This is a genomic window from Megasphaera sp. ASD88 (genome assembly GCF_002287425.1).
Classification (GTDB): Bacteria; Bacillota; Negativicutes; order Veillonellales; family Megasphaeraceae; genus Megasphaera; species Megasphaera stantonii.
Window position 1 is genome coordinate 87,644 of record NZ_NQXW01000004.1, and the last position, 15,905, is coordinate 103,548.

Annotated in this window: 14 protein-coding genes and 1 tRNA gene; 13 read left to right on the top strand and 2 right to left on the bottom strand. The window is 55.8% G+C overall.

The window, feature by feature from the left end:
* Positions 1 to 24: 24 nt before the first annotated feature.
* A complete protein-coding gene (gene uxaC / locus CJ260_RS04320) occupies positions 25 to 1,434 on the bottom strand; it encodes a glucuronate isomerase (protein ID WP_095629307.1) in 1,410 nt (469 codons plus the stop codon).
* 402 nt (positions 1,435 to 1,836) lie between these two features.
* Between uxaC and CJ260_RS04325 the strand changes: the two genes are divergently transcribed.
* The 9 genes from CJ260_RS04325 to CJ260_RS04370 all read left to right on the top strand — a co-directional run bounded on the left by CJ260_RS04325 (position 1,837) and on the right by CJ260_RS04370 (position 11,432).
* Positions 1,837 to 2,832 carry a LacI family DNA-binding transcriptional regulator gene (locus tag CJ260_RS04325; protein ID WP_087477923.1) on the top strand — a complete coding sequence of 332 codons (996 nt, stop codon included), beginning with the start codon at positions 1,837 to 1,839 and terminating at the stop codon, positions 2,830 to 2,832.
* Positions 2,833 to 2,864: 32 nt separating this feature from the next.
* Positions 2,865 to 3,953: a mandelate racemase/muconate lactonizing enzyme family protein gene (locus CJ260_RS04330; RefSeq protein WP_095629308.1), complete on the top strand. Its 1,089-nt coding sequence runs from the start codon at positions 2,865 to 2,867 to the stop codon at positions 3,951 to 3,953.
* A gap of 105 nt (positions 3,954 to 4,058) precedes the next feature.
* The gene (trmB, locus tag CJ260_RS04335) at positions 4,059 to 4,733 is read left to right on the top strand and encodes a tRNA (guanosine(46)-N7)-methyltransferase TrmB (RefSeq protein WP_095629309.1); all 675 of its coding nucleotides are present in this window, start codon (positions 4,059 to 4,061) and stop codon (positions 4,731 to 4,733) included.
* On the top strand, positions 4,717 to 5,955 hold the full coding sequence (locus CJ260_RS04340) for an FtsW/RodA/SpoVE family cell cycle protein (protein WP_087477926.1): 1,239 nt from the start codon (positions 4,717 to 4,719) through the stop codon (positions 5,953 to 5,955). The genes trmB and CJ260_RS04340 overlap by 17 nt, the downstream gene beginning before the upstream one ends.
* An 18-nt stretch (positions 5,956 to 5,973) precedes the next feature.
* Positions 5,974 to 7,242: a uracil permease gene (gene uraA, locus CJ260_RS04345; RefSeq protein ID WP_087477927.1), complete on the top strand. Its 1,269-nt coding sequence runs from the start codon at positions 5,974 to 5,976 to the stop codon at positions 7,240 to 7,242.
* 279 nt (positions 7,243 to 7,521) lie between these two features.
* Positions 7,522 to 8,622, top strand: a complete 1,101-nt coding sequence (hydE, locus tag CJ260_RS04355; RefSeq protein ID WP_095629311.1) for a [FeFe] hydrogenase H-cluster radical SAM maturase HydE — start codon at positions 7,522 to 7,524, stop codon at positions 8,620 to 8,622.
* Between the two features lie 85 nt (positions 8,623 to 8,707).
* Positions 8,708 to 9,844, top strand: a complete 1,137-nt coding sequence (locus CJ260_RS04360) for an acyl-CoA dehydrogenase family protein (protein WP_233127893.1) — start codon at positions 8,708 to 8,710, stop codon at positions 9,842 to 9,844.
* Between the two features lie 224 nt (positions 9,845 to 10,068).
* The gene (locus tag CJ260_RS04365; protein WP_095629312.1) at positions 10,069 to 11,295 is read left to right on the top strand and encodes a Zn-dependent hydrolase; all 1,227 of its coding nucleotides are present in this window, start codon (positions 10,069 to 10,071) and stop codon (positions 11,293 to 11,295) included.
* A 48-nt stretch (positions 11,296 to 11,343) separates the two neighbouring features.
* Positions 11,344 to 11,432: transfer RNA gene (locus tag CJ260_RS04370), tRNA-Ser, on the top strand.
* A 191-nt stretch (positions 11,433 to 11,623) separates the two neighbouring features.
* Here the strand turns inward: CJ260_RS04370 and CJ260_RS04375 are convergent.
* Positions 11,624 to 11,806 (bottom strand): hypothetical protein, encoded by a 183-nt coding sequence (locus tag CJ260_RS04375; protein WP_087477931.1) that lies wholly within the window; start codon positions 11,804 to 11,806, stop codon positions 11,624 to 11,626.
* Between the two features lie 370 nt (positions 11,807 to 12,176).
* Between CJ260_RS04375 and CJ260_RS04380 the strand changes: the two genes are divergently transcribed.
* The 4 genes from CJ260_RS04380 to CJ260_RS04395 all read left to right on the top strand — a co-directional run bounded on the left by CJ260_RS04380 (position 12,177) and on the right by CJ260_RS04395 (position 15,896).
* On the top strand, positions 12,177 to 12,842 hold the full coding sequence (locus CJ260_RS04380) for a CpXC domain-containing protein (RefSeq protein ID WP_095629313.1): 666 nt from the start codon (positions 12,177 to 12,179) through the stop codon (positions 12,840 to 12,842).
* A gap of 209 nt (positions 12,843 to 13,051) precedes the next feature.
* On the top strand, positions 13,052 to 14,020 hold the full coding sequence (locus CJ260_RS04385) for a C-terminal binding protein (RefSeq protein ID WP_087477933.1): 969 nt from the start codon (positions 13,052 to 13,054) through the stop codon (positions 14,018 to 14,020).
* An 82-nt stretch (positions 14,021 to 14,102) separates the two neighbouring features.
* Complete coding sequence (locus CJ260_RS04390) at positions 14,103 to 14,918, top strand: polysaccharide deacetylase family protein (RefSeq protein WP_095629314.1); 816 nt, start codon at positions 14,103 to 14,105, stop codon at positions 14,916 to 14,918.
* A 33-nt stretch (positions 14,919 to 14,951) separates the two neighbouring features.
* Positions 14,952 to 15,896 (top strand): phosphodiester glycosidase family protein, encoded by a 945-nt coding sequence (locus CJ260_RS04395; protein ID WP_095629315.1) that lies wholly within the window; start codon positions 14,952 to 14,954, stop codon positions 15,894 to 15,896.
* Positions 15,897 to 15,905: the final 9 nt, after the last annotated feature.

Below are 15,905 nucleotides of genomic sequence, written 5' to 3' on the forward strand. Positions count from 1 at the left end.
TCTGTCCTTCTCCTGTGCTGAAATTTACATCTTAAAGCCGAAGTAGGCCGCTACGTTGTTGTAGCAAATATCTTCGACGAGCTGGCGGAGGGCGTCTTCGTCGTTAGGATATTCGCCGTTTTCTACGAGATTGCCGATCCAGTTGCAGAGGATGCGGCGATAGTATTCGTGGCGGGCGTAGGACAGGAAGGAACGGGAGTCGGTCAGCATGCCGAGGATGTTGCCGAAGACGGACAGGTTGGCGATGCTGGTCATCTGGTCGATCATGCCCTGCTTCGTGTCGTTGAACCACCAGGCCGCGCCCTGCTGGATCTTGCCGCGGGCTTCCGGTCCCTGGAAGCAGCCGATAATCGTGCCGATCATGGCGTTGTCCGCCGGCGTGCCCGAGTAAAGGATCGTTTTCGGCAGGATGCCCAGTTCATGCAGATGGTCGAGGAAGGCTGCCAGGCCCTTGCCGCAGTTGCCGGCGGCGATGCTGTCGAAGCCCGTGTCGGGGCCGAGCTTTTTGTACATTTCCGTGTTCAGGTCGCGGAGCGTCGCGAAGTGGAGCTGCATGACCCAGCCGCGTTTGTAGTATTCGCCGGCTAAATAGGTGAGGACAGCCGTTTTGTAGGCTTCTGTTTCTTCAACTGTTACCGCTTCGCCGCTGAATGCCTTGGCCATGATGGCGTCGACTTCGTCTTCGCTGGCCGGGCGGCAAAATACGTATTCGAGGGCGTGGTCCGTAGCGCGGCAGCCCATGTCTTCGAAGAAGGCGATGCGCTTGTCCATGGCCGTGCGGATGTCGGCGAAGGTCTTGATTTCCACGCCGGCAGCTTCGCCGAGGCGGGCCATGTATTCGGCGTAACCGGCCTTATCGATGTTCAGCAGTTTGTCCGGGCGCATAGCCGGGTATACCTTGGCGCTGCAGGTCTGTTCTTCTTTCAGCTTCTGATGCCATTTCAAATCGTCAGCCGGGTCGTCGGTCGTGCAGATGACCTTGACGTTGGACTGTTTGATGAGGCCCTGGACGCCCATGTCGGCGTCTTTCAGCTTGGCGTTGCACTTTTTGAAGACTTCTTCGGCGTTCTTTTCATTGAGCGGTTCGGTAATGCCGAAGTAGCGCTGCAGCTCTAAATGGCTCCAATGATAGAGGGGATTACCAATGGCTCTTGGAAGCGCTTTCGCGTATTCGATGAATTTTTCCAAATCCGTCGATTCCTTGCCGGTAATCTTTTCTTCCGGCGTGCCGTTGGAGCGGATGAGACGCCATTTGTAATGGTCGCCGCCGAGCCATACCTCCGTAATGCTGTTAAAATGGCGGTCTTCTGCGATTTCCTGAGGGGAAATGTGGCAGTGGTAATCGATGATCGGCATCGTTTCAGCGTAGTTGTGGAACAGGCGGCGAGCCGTTTCCGTTTCTAATAAAAAGTCTTTGTCCATGAATTGTTTCATAATGTAATGCGTCTCCTTTCATGTTTTCGACGGTATCTCCGCTTACTTTACTGTAAGCGCTTACATTTGTTACTGTAAATGTACTACGAAAGAACATGGTTGTCAACGCAATATGCCGCAATTGTATAGGAATAGAAAAAATAAGGCGTTTTCATGCGTTTATCTCATTAAAAATTATGTGAAAAAACTATCAAAGTGTTGGAAAATAGATTCCTCTTCGCTATATATCTTGGAAAAACAGGGGATTTTTTCTCTGGACAGCGTAAAAAATAACTTTTGTATAAAGCGCTTACAATGAATAAGCTATCCCATTGCTATTTTTATGCTATAATATGGTAAAGCTCCGCGGCAGAGGCTGCGGCGGCGAGATTTTACGAGCAATACAAGAGGAATGATACGTTCATGAATATAACGATTTACGATATTGCCCAGAAGTGCGGCGTGTCTATCGCTACGGTATCGCGGGTGCTCAACGGCAGCAGCCGCGTCAGCGAAAAGACCCGGGCCCGCATTCTGGAAGTCATGAAGGACATGGGGTACAAGCCCAATCCCTTTGCCCGCGGCTTGGGCCTTGATTCCATGAAAATCGTCGGCGTAATTTGTACAGATGTAGCCGATATTTTTTATGCCCGCGCCGTGTCGCTGCTGGAAGAGGGCCTGCGCCGCCACAACCTGGACGTCATGCTGTCCAATACGGGCGAGGACCGGGGCCGCAACAGCAAGTACATCACGGATATGACGGCCAAGCACGTCGATGCCATCATCACGATCGGCACGCCCTTTTCGTCGGAAAAGGATATACGGCAGCTGCAGCAGGTCGCGGAATCTGTCCCGGTCATTACGATCAACTGCGACTATCATCTGCCGAACATGTACAGCGTCGTCTGCAATGAAAAGGAAGGCATGCGCAAGCTCGTCCATTCGCTGGCAGAAAAGGGATGCCGCAAGCCGGCGTATTTATACGATTTCCTGACCTACAGCGGCCGCCATAAGCTCGACGGATTTTATCAGGGCTGCCGGGAATTGAAACTGGACGTGTCGGACGAGCGAATCTGCCAGATCGAACGGACCCTCGAGGCGGCGGAAGCCAGCGTCGACCGCCTCGTCGCATCGCAGTGCGAATTCGACGCCATTCTGACGTCGGAAGACGTGCTGGCCGTCGGCGCCCAGCGGGCTATGCTGCGCAGCGGCATGAACGTGCCCGTCGTCGGCTGGAACAATTCGATTTTGGCCCAGTGTGCCACGCCGACCTTGTCGAGCGTAGACAATAAGCTGGCCAGTCTCTGCGCCGCCGCCGTCAATTTGGTGATTACCTTGACGGAAAACGGCGGAGACGCCGTGCCGGTGCGGACGGAATTCAGCGCCGATCTGGTAGAACGAGAAAGCTTCCGCCTGTAAGGGATAGGGGCGGAGAAACGAGGACAGGATATATGAAAATTCAGGATATACGCGTCGGGAAGGTGAGTATTCCCTTAAAGACGCCCTTTAAAACGGCCCTGCGGCGCGTCGATACGGCAGAGGATTTGATCGTGCAGGTGCGGGCTGACGATGGCTCCGTCGGCTACGGCAATGCGCCGGCGACGGTCGTCATTACCGGCGACAGCCACGAGTCCGTTGCGGCGGCGATCCTGCATACGATCGGGCCGAAACTCGTCGGCCGGGATATCGACGACAGGGAAGCGATATTGCAGGCTATCCAGTCGGCTATGGTCCACAATACGTCGGCTAAGGCCGCCCTGGACATGGCCGTCCACGACTTGTTCGGCCAGCGGTACGGCATGCCGCTGCACCGCTTTTTCGGCGGGGCGAGATGCCGCGTCGTATCGGATTTGACAGTCAGCGTCAACGAGCCCGCCGTGATGGCCGCCGACGCGCGCCGCGCCGTCGCCGCCGGGTATCGCCATATCAAGGTCAAAGTCGGCCTCGACGGAGCCGAAGATTTCCGGCGCGTCCAAGCTGTGCGGCAGGCTGTCGGGCCGGATATTTCCATCCGCCTCGACGCCAATCAGGGCTGGAAGCCGAAGGAAGCCGTGCGGCTCATCCGCCGTATGGAGGATGCGGGACTGGACATCGAATTGGTCGAGCAGCCCGTGGCGGCCTGGGATTTCGAAGGGCTGAAGCAGGTGACGGATCATGTCGATACGGACGTCATGGCCGACGAGAGCGCTTTCAGCCTCCGCGACGTCTTCCGCTTGTTGTCCATGCGGGCCTGCGACCTCATCAACGTCAAGCTCATGAAAGCCGGCGGCCTGGGCCCGGCGGCAAAGATAGCGGCCCTGGCCGAAAGCGCCGGCGTCGGCTGCATGATGGGCTGCATGCTTGAGAGTAAGGTCGGCATTACGGCGGCGGCAGCCTTGTCGGCCGGCCGGACCGTATTCGTCAAAAACGACCTGGACGCCGCCGATTTGATGGCCAGCGACCCCGTAGAAGGCGGCATATCCTATGAGGCGAATGAGCTCGTCCTGCCGGAACGGCCGGGCCTGGGCATTACAGGCGTCAAAGGGTGGAAAGAACTGTAATTTCAGTTGACACTGCCTTTTGCCATATCCTATAATAATACGAGTATTACAGGCTGATTTCGCGTGGAATCAGCCTCTTTATATACGCAGATAAAGGAGGAACTCATGCGTTTACGGAGAAAACCGTGGATTGACGAGGCCATTTTGGATTACGCTTCGTTCGTCCACTTGGAACATTGTGAAGAACATAAAGGAAAATGGCGGGAGCTGTTCGAAGATCCGGACAAGCCCCTGTGGGTAGAGCTCGGCACGGGCAAGGGGAATTTCATTTCCCAAATGGCCCAGCTCCATCCGGAAGCAAATTTCATCGGCATTGAAATCCAGGTCGGCGTCCTGTATTACGCCGGCAAGAAATGCGCCGCCGCCGAAGTGAACAACGTCCATTTGCTGCGGTTCGACGTGGCCCGTTTGGAAGAAATCTTCGCGCCCGGCGAGGTATCCCGCTTTTTTATCAATTTCTGCGACCCCTGGCCGAAGAAGCGCCACGCCAAGCGCCGCCTGACGTACCGCGATTTTCTCGACCGCTACGCCCGCCTGCTGGCGGAAGGCGGCCGCGTCGATTTTAAATCAGATAACGCGGGCTTGTTCGACTTTACGCTGGAAGAATTTAAGGAACGGCAGTGGCAGCTGTCGGAAGTGACGTACGACCTTCATCACAGCGATATCGTCAACGAAGCGATGACCGAATACGAAGCAAAATTCAGCGCGAAAGGACAGCCTATTTTTCATTGCGCGGCTATGCCGCCGGCCGGAGGAATAGGTCATGACGAAGGAAACTAAAGAACTGCGGCGGACCTACTGGGCCCTGCTGACGGCCTTTGCCCTGCTGGTCGCTATGGGCATGGCCAACGTATTCAGCGCGACCTTCGTGTCCGACGGCGTTCACGGCCGGTTTTTCAATCACCTGATGCGCCAGGCCATTTTTTTCGCCGTCGGGCTGGGGCCGGCGCTTTTCCTGTATAAAAAAGATTACCGCATATGGCGGAACTATACGAAGTGGATTATCATCGGAGCCGTCGTCCTCCTGCTGATCGTCTTTCCCATCGGCATCGTCGTCAACGGCGCGCGCCGCTGGATCGGCGTCGCCGGATTTACCTTTCAGCCGTCGGAGGTGGCGAAGCTGGCCGGTATTTTGTATGCGGCGTCCCATCTGGCCGACTTCTTGGAAAAGCGCAGGCCTATTGAATTTTTATACCGCCTGTCTCATGCTAAAGACGTCGTATTCTGGCGGCGGCTGCGGTTTGTGCCCCATATCGCCTTATGGGGGCCGCTGCTCATGTTCCTGCTGGTCATGGAACAGCCCGACGCCGGCACGGCCTTCGTCATCCTGGCGATTCCGGCGGTCATGGTCTTTGCCGGCGGCGCGCGTCTGTCCCATATCAAATGGCACTGCGCCGTACTGGGCGGCGGCGCGCTGCTGTACCTGTTGTCGGCGCCGTACCGCATGAACCGCATCATCGCCTGGCTTGACCCTTGGGAATATGAAAAGACCCTGGGCTACCAGACGGTGCAGAGCCTCATCGCCATCGGCTCCGGCGGCATCCTGGGACAAGGCATCGGCGACGGCGTCAGCAAATTCAGCTATCTGCCCGAAGCCCATACGGACTTTGCCTTTGCCATACTGGCCCAGGAATGGGGGCTGCGCGGGTCTATTTTTATCCTGCTCCTGTTCTGTACGGTCGTCTACTTCGGGGCCATGACGGCTTGGAACTGCCGGGATAAATTCGGCATGTTTACGGCCTTGGGCATTACGCTGTACTTCGGCGGCCAGGGCTTTATCAACATCGGCATGGTCTGCGGCGTCCTGCCCGTCGTCGGCGTGCCCCTGCCCTTTATCAGCTACGGCGGCACGTCCTTGGTAGTCAACATGGCGGCGGCAGCCCTGCTGCTCAACATTTGCCGGCAAAATTACAAACAGGCCATGGAGCGGGCCGCGGCGGAACCGCAGCCTGTTCTGCGGTCCATGAAGGAAGAAACGCGCAGCCGCTTTCCCCTGCGCTGATTGCATTAGGAGGAATATATGGAACAACGAAGGATTATTCACGTAGAGGAACGGCTGCCTCTGCTGCCGACGATTCCTCTCAGCTTGCAGCATTTGTTTGCCATGTTCGGCTCGACGGTGCTCGTGCCGTTCCTGCTGCACGTAGATCCGGCGACGGCCCTGTTTATGAACGGCATCGGCACGCTTATTTACCTGACCATCTGCAAATGGCGGCTGCCGGCGTACCTGGGCTCGAGCTTTGCCTTTATTTCGCCGGTCCTGGCCGTCTGTGCCGTGCCGGGCATGTCCTACGGCGACGCCCAAGGGGGCTTCATCGTCTTCGGCCTGTCCTTTATCGTCATTGCGGCTCTCGTCGACAAAATCGGCACGAAGTGGATTGACGTCCTCTTTCCGCCGGCGGCGATGGGCTCTATCGTAGCTATTATCGGTCTGGAGCTGGCGCCCCTGGCTATGACCATGTCGGGCTATATAGGCGAAGCCCAGGGCATGTCCAACGAAACGGCTATGATTATCTCGACCTTTACGCTTATCGTTACGATTCTCACCAGCGTACTGGGCCGCGGATTTTTAGGCATCATTCCCATCCTGGTCGGCGTCGTCGCCGGCTATATCCTGTCGTATTTCATGGGCGTCGTCGACTTGAGCCACGTACAGGAAACGCCGTGGTTTGCCTTCCCGACGTTCTACAAGCCGGAGTTTAACCTCAGCGCTATCATGATGATTATGCCGGCATTGTTCGTCGTACTGGCCGAACACCTGGGACACCTTTTCGTGACCAGCGACATCGTCGGCCGCGACCTCATCAAAGACCCGGGCCTGCACCGCTCCCTCTTTGCCGACGGCGTGTCCAACGTCCTGTCGGGCCTTCTCGGCTCGACGCCGAATACGACGTACGGTGAAAACATGGGTGTCATGGCCATTACAGGCGTATATAGCACCTGGGTTATCGGCGGCGCCGCCGTCTTCGCCATCATTTTTTCCTTTATCGGCAAGATAGCCGCCCTCATCCACGCCATTCCGACGCCGGTCATGGGCGGCGTGTGCATTCTCCTGTTCGGCTTCATCGCCGCGTCAGGCCTGCGCATGCTCGTCGAAAAGAAGGTTGACTACACCCGGTCGAAGAACCTCATCCTCACGGCTGTGACGATGATTTCCGGTCTCAGCGGCGCGACCATCGTCTTCGGTCCCGTCCAGCTCAAGGGCATGGGCCTTGCGACGGTCGTTGCCATGGTGCTGAGCCTCGTCTTCCTGCTCTTTGAACGGCTTCATTGGGCTAATAAAAATTAAAAAATATGCAAAAGACCTGCTGCATGGGCGGCAGGTCTTTTGTTATGGAAGACGGCGGGCTGCCGTTGTACGATATAAGGTAAACGTTAACGGACATGCCAAAAATGATTCCTTTCTGACGATGCAAAGGGGACTCGAAAGAGTCCTCTTTTTTTTCGTCTTCTATACAATGGGGAGGAAGCTGTGAAAAACGGGCTTGATAAATCGCGGCGGTCATAGTATTATCGGATTACGAAAATGATTCCTAATCCATTGTGCAATCGCAAAGGAGGGAGCGCTATGCCGCTTGCCGATGTATTATATAAAAAGGATTTAACTCGCGACGATTTAATTTACCTGCTCAGCCTGACCGACGCCGACGAGATGCAGGCCTTGTACGACCGTGCCTATGAGGTCAAGGCGGCCAACGTCGGCCGCGTCGTCTATTATCGCGGTCTCATTGAATTTTCCAACCGCTGCATCAAGAACTGCCTGTACTGCGGCATCCGTCGGGACAACGACGAGGTGGAGCGGTTTGACACCGAACGGGAAGATATCCTGGCGATGGCGAAATGGGCTTATGACAACCAGTACGGTTCTCTGACGCTTCAGTCGGGCGAACGGCAGGATGAGGCGTTTATCGACTACATCGAAGGGCTGGTGCGGGACATCAAGGCCCTGAGCCACGGCGAGCTGGGCATTACCCTCTGCGTCGGCGAGCAGGACGAGGCGGCCTACCGCCGCTGGTTTGAAGCCGGTGCGCACCGCTATCTGCTGCGCATCGAGACGAGCAATCCCGCATTATACGCCAAGCTTCATCCGCAGGACGGCCACCACCAATGGCAGGTTCGCAAAAACTGCCTCGACGTGCTGCGAGCTATTGGCTATCAGGTCGGCACCGGCGACATGAGCGGCCTGCCCGGCCAGACCATAGAAGATTTGGCCGACGACATCTTGTTTTACCGCGACATGGATATCGACATGATCGGCATGGGTCCCTACGTCGTCCATCACAATACGCCTCTTGGCAAGGCCGTCGTAGCCCAGGGGCTCGATTCAGCCGAGGGGAAACGCCGCCGTCTGGAGCTGGGCCTCAAGATGATCGCCGTGACGCGCCTGTTTTTGCCGGACGTCAACATCGCTTCGACGACGGCCCTGCAGGCCCTGCATCCCATGGGCCGCGAGCTGGGCCTTAAGGCCGGGGCCAACGTCCTCATGCCCATCGTGACGGTGCCGAAGTTCCGCTCTCAATATTTGCTGTACGACAACAAGCCATGTGTCGAAGACACGCCGGGCCAATGCAAGAACTGCCTGGCCGCCCGCGTCGCGTCTGTCGGCGATACCGTAGGGCTCGGCCAGTGGGGCGATTCGCCGCACTTTTTTCATAAGCAAAAGACGTAGGCATGCTAATTTCGCATACAGTTGCCAAAGCGCCTTTTCGTAGGTCATAATAGAAGTATAGCTTACGATGAAAGGCGGGATTTCTATGCAGTTGACAGAAGAGCAGCGAGATATACAGAGGATGGTGCGCAACTATGCGCAGGAAAAGATCGCGCCCTTGGCGAAGGAAATCGACGAGACGGGGCGGTTCCCGGCCGAGGCGATTCAGGGATTGGCCGACATGGGCATTATGGGGCTGAACATTCCCGAAGAATACGGCGGAGCCGGCATGGATGAAATCTGCAAGGTCGTCGCTATTGAAGAAGTGGCGAAATGCTGCGCCAGTACGGCGGAGATCTTGGCCGTTCACCTGCTGGTCAATGATATTATCGTCAAGCGCGGCACGGAAGAACAGAAGCGGGAGTTCTTGCCGGCTGCGGCCGAAGGGTGTTTGGGAGCCTTTGCCCTAACCGAAGCCGGAGCCGGTACAGATGCCGGCGGGCTGACGACTAAGGCAGTCTATGCAGACGGACACTATGTATTAAACGGCACGAAGTGCTTTATCAGCAATATGGGGCCTCATGAAGGGCATCACGTCGTAGTCATCGCCGTGACGGACAAGGAAAAGGGGACTCGCGGCGGCATGACGGCCTTTTTGATGAAGCGGGACACGCCGGGATTTTCATTGGGCAAGACGGAAGATAAGATGGGGATCAGCGGTGCCGCTGTGTCGGAGCTGATTTTTACGGACTGCGCTGTGCCGGAATCGTGCGTGCTGGGTCGTGTCGGCGACGGATTTAAGGTCGCTATGAGCGGCCTCGACGGCGGGCGCATCGGCATTGCTGCTCAATCCCTCGGCGTGGCCGAAGCGGCCATGGCCGGCGCTGTTAAATACGCAAAGGAACGGGTTCAATTCGGCAAGCCCATTGCGGCCAAGCAGGGCCTGCAGTGGTATCTGGCCGACATGGCGACGCGTCTGGAAGCGGCTCGTCTCCTCGTATGCAACGCCGCGTCGGAACGGATGGCCGGCGGCGATATCAGCCAGGCGGCGGCGATGGCGAAATATTATGCCTCTGAAGCGGCCTGCTACATCTGCGATTTGTCCTTGCAGATACACGGCGGCTACGGCTACATGAAGGACTACGACATCGAACGCCTGTACCGCGACGCCCGCATCCTGCGCATTTACGAAGGGACGAGCGAAGTGCAGAAAATGGTCATTGCCAGACACGTGCTGCAGTAAGGCGCGAATTTGATACTATATACCCTCTTTGCTGGATGTCACGGCAAAGAGGGTATTTTGTCATGTTGCTGGTATGACAAAATAGCCGCCTTCGGTGAAAGAGAAGGCGGCCTTTGTAGATTGAGTGCAAGTATATCTTGCCAACGGGCTGGCAGTCATAGTATTATCAAACTAATTCCATTTCGGGAACATAGCATAGATATGTATATACAAGGGGGATTCAGATGAACAGAGCAGATGCGGCAGAACAAATCGTCGCCGATTTAAGAGAACTGGCGGTGCTTACGTCAGACGAAGGCGGTGCCCAGCGCCTGTCGTGGACGCCGGTGTGGCAGCGGGCGACGGAATGGTTTCGCTGTCATATGGAAGCGGCCGGAGCCGAAGTGTCAATGGATGCCGTCGGCAATATATGGGCGAAGTTTGCCGGTGAAAGTGAAGCGTCCGTCGTCGTAGGGAGCCATATTGACTCCGTACCGGACGGCGGCTGGCTGGACGGGGCCCTGGGTGTAGCGGCCGGCATGGGCTACGGCGCGTATTGCCTAGATGGAAAGAAGCCGAAGAAGACTTTGTATGTCGTCGGCTGGGTCGATGAGGAAGGTATGGCCTTCGGCAAGAGCTGCTTTGGGTCTGCCGTCGCCAGCGGTTCTATGACGGCCCAGTCGGCGGCGTCTCTGACAACGAAAGACGGGCGATCCTTCGCCGACGTGCTGCGAACGTGCGGACTGGAAGGCGAGCGGATAGACGAGGCGAGGGCGGCTTTTGCAGCGCGGCAGGTCCAGGCCTATTTGGAACTGCACATCGAACAGGCGCCGCTGCTGGCGCAGAACAAGACGAGCGCTGCTTGCGTGTACGGCGTGTGCGGCTGCCACCGCGAGTACATTACGTTTACGGGACAGCAGAGCCATTGCGGTTCGCCTGTAGCGTTGCGGCGCGACGCCTTTTTAGCGGCTGCCGAAGCGACAGTTGATTTTAACAACATAGCCTTGAAATACGGCGCATACTGCACTGTCGGGCAAGTAGACGTCGCGCCCAATGTCGTGACCATTTCTCCCGGCCGCTGCCGCATTTCCCTGGATATCCGCTGCATCGACAAAGAAACGTTCCAGACGATGATAGACGAAGCCCGCGCCGCCTATGAAGGGCGGGCCAAGGAACACGGCGTAGCTGCAGCGCATGACGTCCTTTGGCACAAGGAGCCCGTATTGTTTGACGAAACGCTGAAAGAGCTGTGCCGTCGTGCCGTCCAGGAGGAAACGGGAAGGGACGCCGTCATGTATTCCGCTCCGCTCCACGACGCCGTAGAAATGGTCAAGGCCGCGCCGTCCATCATGATGTTTGTCATGTCGGACCCGGGCATTTCCCACTGCAAGGAAGAAGACACGCCGGAACCGGCTTTAAAAGAAGGCATCCGGGCCTTCCTGCGGCTCATCGAAGCCGTATTGGGAAGGTGAAATTTTCTTGACGGAAATTATAGATGTTTGCTATAATAATTCCGTTATGGAAAGGTGTCCGAGTGGTTTAAGGAGCTAGTCTTGAAAACTAGTGATGCGGCAACGCACCGTGGGTTCGAATCCCACCCTTTCCGCCAAGCAAACAACAGGGCTCGCCGGTTTTCGGCGGCCCTTTTAGTTCACTAGTTTGGGCCGTTTTTTGGACGAGGGGTTTAAAAAAGGGGTTTATTTCATGAAAGACAGGCGCAGGAAGGCGTATTGGCAGCTTCCCTATGGCATAAAATCTGTCTGTGAGCGATTTCGTCCTGTCATAGCTGCGCCGTATGCGTCATCCTTGTGATACATTGAGCAGGGCGAAGGCGGACCAAATGGCCGTGATGATGATGTACAGGATAATCTGCGTTTTCGTGTAGTTGCGGCGCTGGCGATACAAGAGATACAAGCCGAGGGGCCAGCAGATGATGAGGGCAGCCCACAACATCCATTTTTTGTCATACCATTTCGTTTCCATACGTATATCCTCCTAATTTTTTGTTTTATAGGCAATAAAGCCGGCTTTGCGCAGTCCGAGGCTGCGTGTTTCGTCTGGAAGAAGGGCTCAGCGCGGCCGGCGGGAATCTATTTTGCCCGGAGAGTTTAGGTACAGCATAGAATACTTTTTTATCGCTGTCAATAACGGGGCGCGCTTATTCGTGCTCTTGAAAGCAGCGGCGGCGAGGCTGCGGCAACGCTGGCAGAGGGGCGCAAAGCGTTGAATTTTCGGCAGGGAATTGACAGTTTTTTTTCGTAAAAATATAATAGGAATGGAATAGCTGGAAAGCTGCAGGCGGCGTGTCTGCGGCGAAACATATATCGTATGGAGAGAAGTAAGGAGGTTCGTTATGTCGAGATTCCATGAGGAAGAAATTACCTGTCCCCAGTGCGGCAAAACCAGCCGGTTTAAGGTATGGGACAGCGTGAATACACAGACCGATGAAGATATGAAGGCCGCCGTGCGGTCCTTGGAAGCGTTTACCATGCATTGTCCTCATTGCGAGTACGAGCACGTCGTCAGCTACAATTTCTTGTATCATGATATGGATGAAGCCGTCATGATCTATCATGCTGCCGACAAACAGGGAGAGGAAACGGCGCAGCAGGCTTTTAAGCAAGCTATGGCGGTGCTGCACGACGCGGCGCATTACGTTTGCCGCATCGTCCATTCCTTCGACGAAATGCTGGAAAAGCTCCGCATCGCTGACGCCGGTCTGGACGACCGCATTATCGCATTGCTGAAGCTACTGGCAGAACGCCAGGTGGAAGCCCAGTATCCCGAGTTTCATACGACGGGCTGCTATTTCATCCGGGACGAAGAGGGGAAGTTTATTATCCACCTCATTGACGATGGCACGAACGAAGCGCTGAACGTCGATTACGAAGCCAGCTTTGCCGAATTGTACGAAACGCTGCGGAACGAATTCAGCAAGGAATTGGAAGAACAGTCGAAGGACGTGCCGGTTATCGACAAAGCCTGGGCCGTTTCATTTTTAGACGCCGTTATGAAATAAAGCGCTGTCAAGGGCGCAGCCATAGAAAAGCTCGCGGGCCATGTTCCTGCGGGCTTTTGCTGTAGCTGGCCCAGGCAGCTATGGGGGAGAGAAATGAAGGGGGAATGGCCCTATTTACTTGCGAAGTGGCAAATATGTGTTATATAATTAAGGATATATGTAGGTTTTTAATTAGATGATTGTTTTTACCAAAGAAAAGGGGCTGTGATATGTATCACATAAGTGTTTTGACGGGACGTCAGGACGAAGATGATTTTGGAGAGCGGTTGCGGGATATTGCCCGCGTCGAATATTGTCCGGAAGCCGATGAAGACGTCATGGCTGACCGGCTGGAAGACGCCGACGTGATTATCTGCAAATCGGAACGGATTTCCGGCTCGCTCTTGGACCGGCTCGACGACTTGAAGCTCATCGTCATTTTATCGACGCGGTATGACAACGTCGATTTAGATGGGGCTGCCCGCAACGGCGTTCTCGTCGTCAATAACATGTCGTATTGCGTCGATGATATTGCCGATCATACGTGCGCCATGATATTGGCCCTGATTCGGCAGCTGCCGGAATACTTGACGGACATCAACGTCAACAGCCGTTGGGAATACGGCTCCGTGGCCTGGCCTATCCACCGCGTGAGCAGCAACCTCATCGGCCTCGTCGGCTTCGGCCATATCGGGCGGGCCGTCGCGTCGCGCATGCAGGCCTTCGGCTGCAGCATTCAGGCGTACGACCCGTTTGTCAGTGAAGACATCATGAACGCGCATCATGTCCGTCCTGTCGATATGGACCAGCTGCTGGAGACGAGCGACGTCGTATCGCTCCATATGCCGCTGAATGAAACGACGCGGTATATTTTCCAGGATGAACAGTTCGAGCAGATGAAGCAGGGCGCTATGTTCGTCAACTGCTGCCGCGGCGGCCTGGCCGACGAAGCGGCGCTGTACCATGCCGTCGACGACGGGCATATCCGCAGCGCGGCGCTGGACGTCTTGTCTATGGAGCATCCCAGTCCGATGCTGCTTAAAATGATCGCCCGGCCGGAATTCCTGCTGACGCCTAACGTCAGCTTCCATTCGGTCGAAGCCGATAAGCAGGTCCGCGACGACGCCGAGACATATATCCGCCGGTTCTTCGAAGGGCGGCGGGACGAACTGCCGATCGTCGTAAAAGATACATATTAACATCGTGCATACAAGCGGCGTATCGGCGCAAGGGCGCTGGCGCGCCGCAGGATAAACCGACATACGAAGGGGGCTTTATGTCTTGCGCATTTGGAAATTCGCCGCAATGGCATGTCTTTGCTGCGCCCTGTTAGGGGGCTGCAGCCCGTCTTCCGACATGAAGACGGCCGCCGAGTCCGCCGCTCCGGCAGCGCAGCAGGAACAAGTGGAAATGGCCGTTCCCGAAAAAGGGATTCCGGTCCTCATGTATCATATGATAGGCGACGTGCCTGATAACGACGCCGTTCTGTTGGAATCGCACTTCCGCGAGCAGATGCAGTTTTTAAAGGATAACGGGTTCCATCCCATTACGCTGCAGCAGCTCCATGAATACATGACGGAAGGGAAGGCCGTTCCTGTAAAACCTGTCGTGCTGACCTTTGACGACGGATATCCTGATACATATTCCATCGTCATGCCCGTCATGAAGGAATTCGGATTTCCCTGCACCGTATTTATCCCGACGTATGATGCCGACCAGGGCACGCGTCTGACGTGGCAGCAGATCCAGGAAATGAAAGACGCAGGCATTACTATTGCTTCGCACAGCTACCGTCATGAGCGCCTGACAGAGCTTTCAGCGGCAGCCGTCGAAGAAGACGTGCAAAAGAGCCAGGAAGCGCTGAAGCAGCGCCTTGGCATCGACAACGAATTTTTCTGTTATCCCTATGGCCGGGTCAATGAGGCTGTCGAAGACGTCATGAAAAGGCACGGCGTCAAGCTGGCCGTCACTATGAATCCGGGATGGGCCAAGCGCGGCGACAATCCCTATGTCGTCAACCGCATCTGGATTGGCAACGCCGTCGATATAGAAAACTTTGAGCAGCGCGTTACGACAGAGCAGTACGAAGAACGATAACGCCGTGTCTATCTTTACATTTCTGAGGTAACTATGAAGAAACATTTCAAAGATATTTGCAAATTTTTAATAGTATTGCTGGTCTTTTTCGGCGTGACGTCGCCTGTCGTCGTACTGTTCGGCCCCTTTGACAACATCAAGCGGACCGTCGTCGGCGCGATTTTAAAGAGCCGCCATCCCCAGTACATTACGTGGCTTTTTTCTCAGGAAGAAATCGACAAGATACTGGGCGGCATCAGCACGGCGCCGAAGCAGGAGCTGTTTACCTTTACGGCCCGTACCGACTCCACCTTGAATTTGAAGCAGATCGAATCGAGCCGCTTCAAAGGCTTTTTGCTGGAAATCCCCGACCCGAAGCGCATCGAAGTAGCGACGGCGGAAAATATGGATGAAAAAGGCGACACGACGAGCGGCATCGCCAAGCGGCATGACGCCGTGGCGGCCATCAACGCTGGCGGCTTTTACGATGCCAATGGTACCGGCACGGGCCGCAGCCCGTACGGCTTTATCATTCATGACGGCCGGTTCCTTCTGGGGCAGAATTCCCTCGACGTGGAAGTGAACGAATTCGTCGGATTCAATAAAGAAGGAAATCTCATCGCCGGTACGTACAGCAAGGGCGAAATCATCGAAATGGGCGCGAAAGAAGGCATATCCTTCGGCCCGGCCCTCATCGTCAACGGCGAAAAGATGATTACCGACGGCGACGGCGGCTGGGGCGTCGGACCCCGCACGGCTATCGGTCAGCGCAAGGACGGCACGGTGCTGTTCCTGGTCATCGACGGCCGTCAGCCCGGCTATTCTGTCGGCGCGACGCTGCGGGACCTGCAGAATATCCTTTATGAAGAAGGCGCGGTCATCGCGGCTAATTTGGACGGAGGCTCCAGCTCGACGCTGTACCTCAACGGCAATGTAGTGAACAAACCGGCGGACTTGCTGGGCGAACGCATGATTCCGACGGCATTTATCGTCAAATAGGAGGTATGT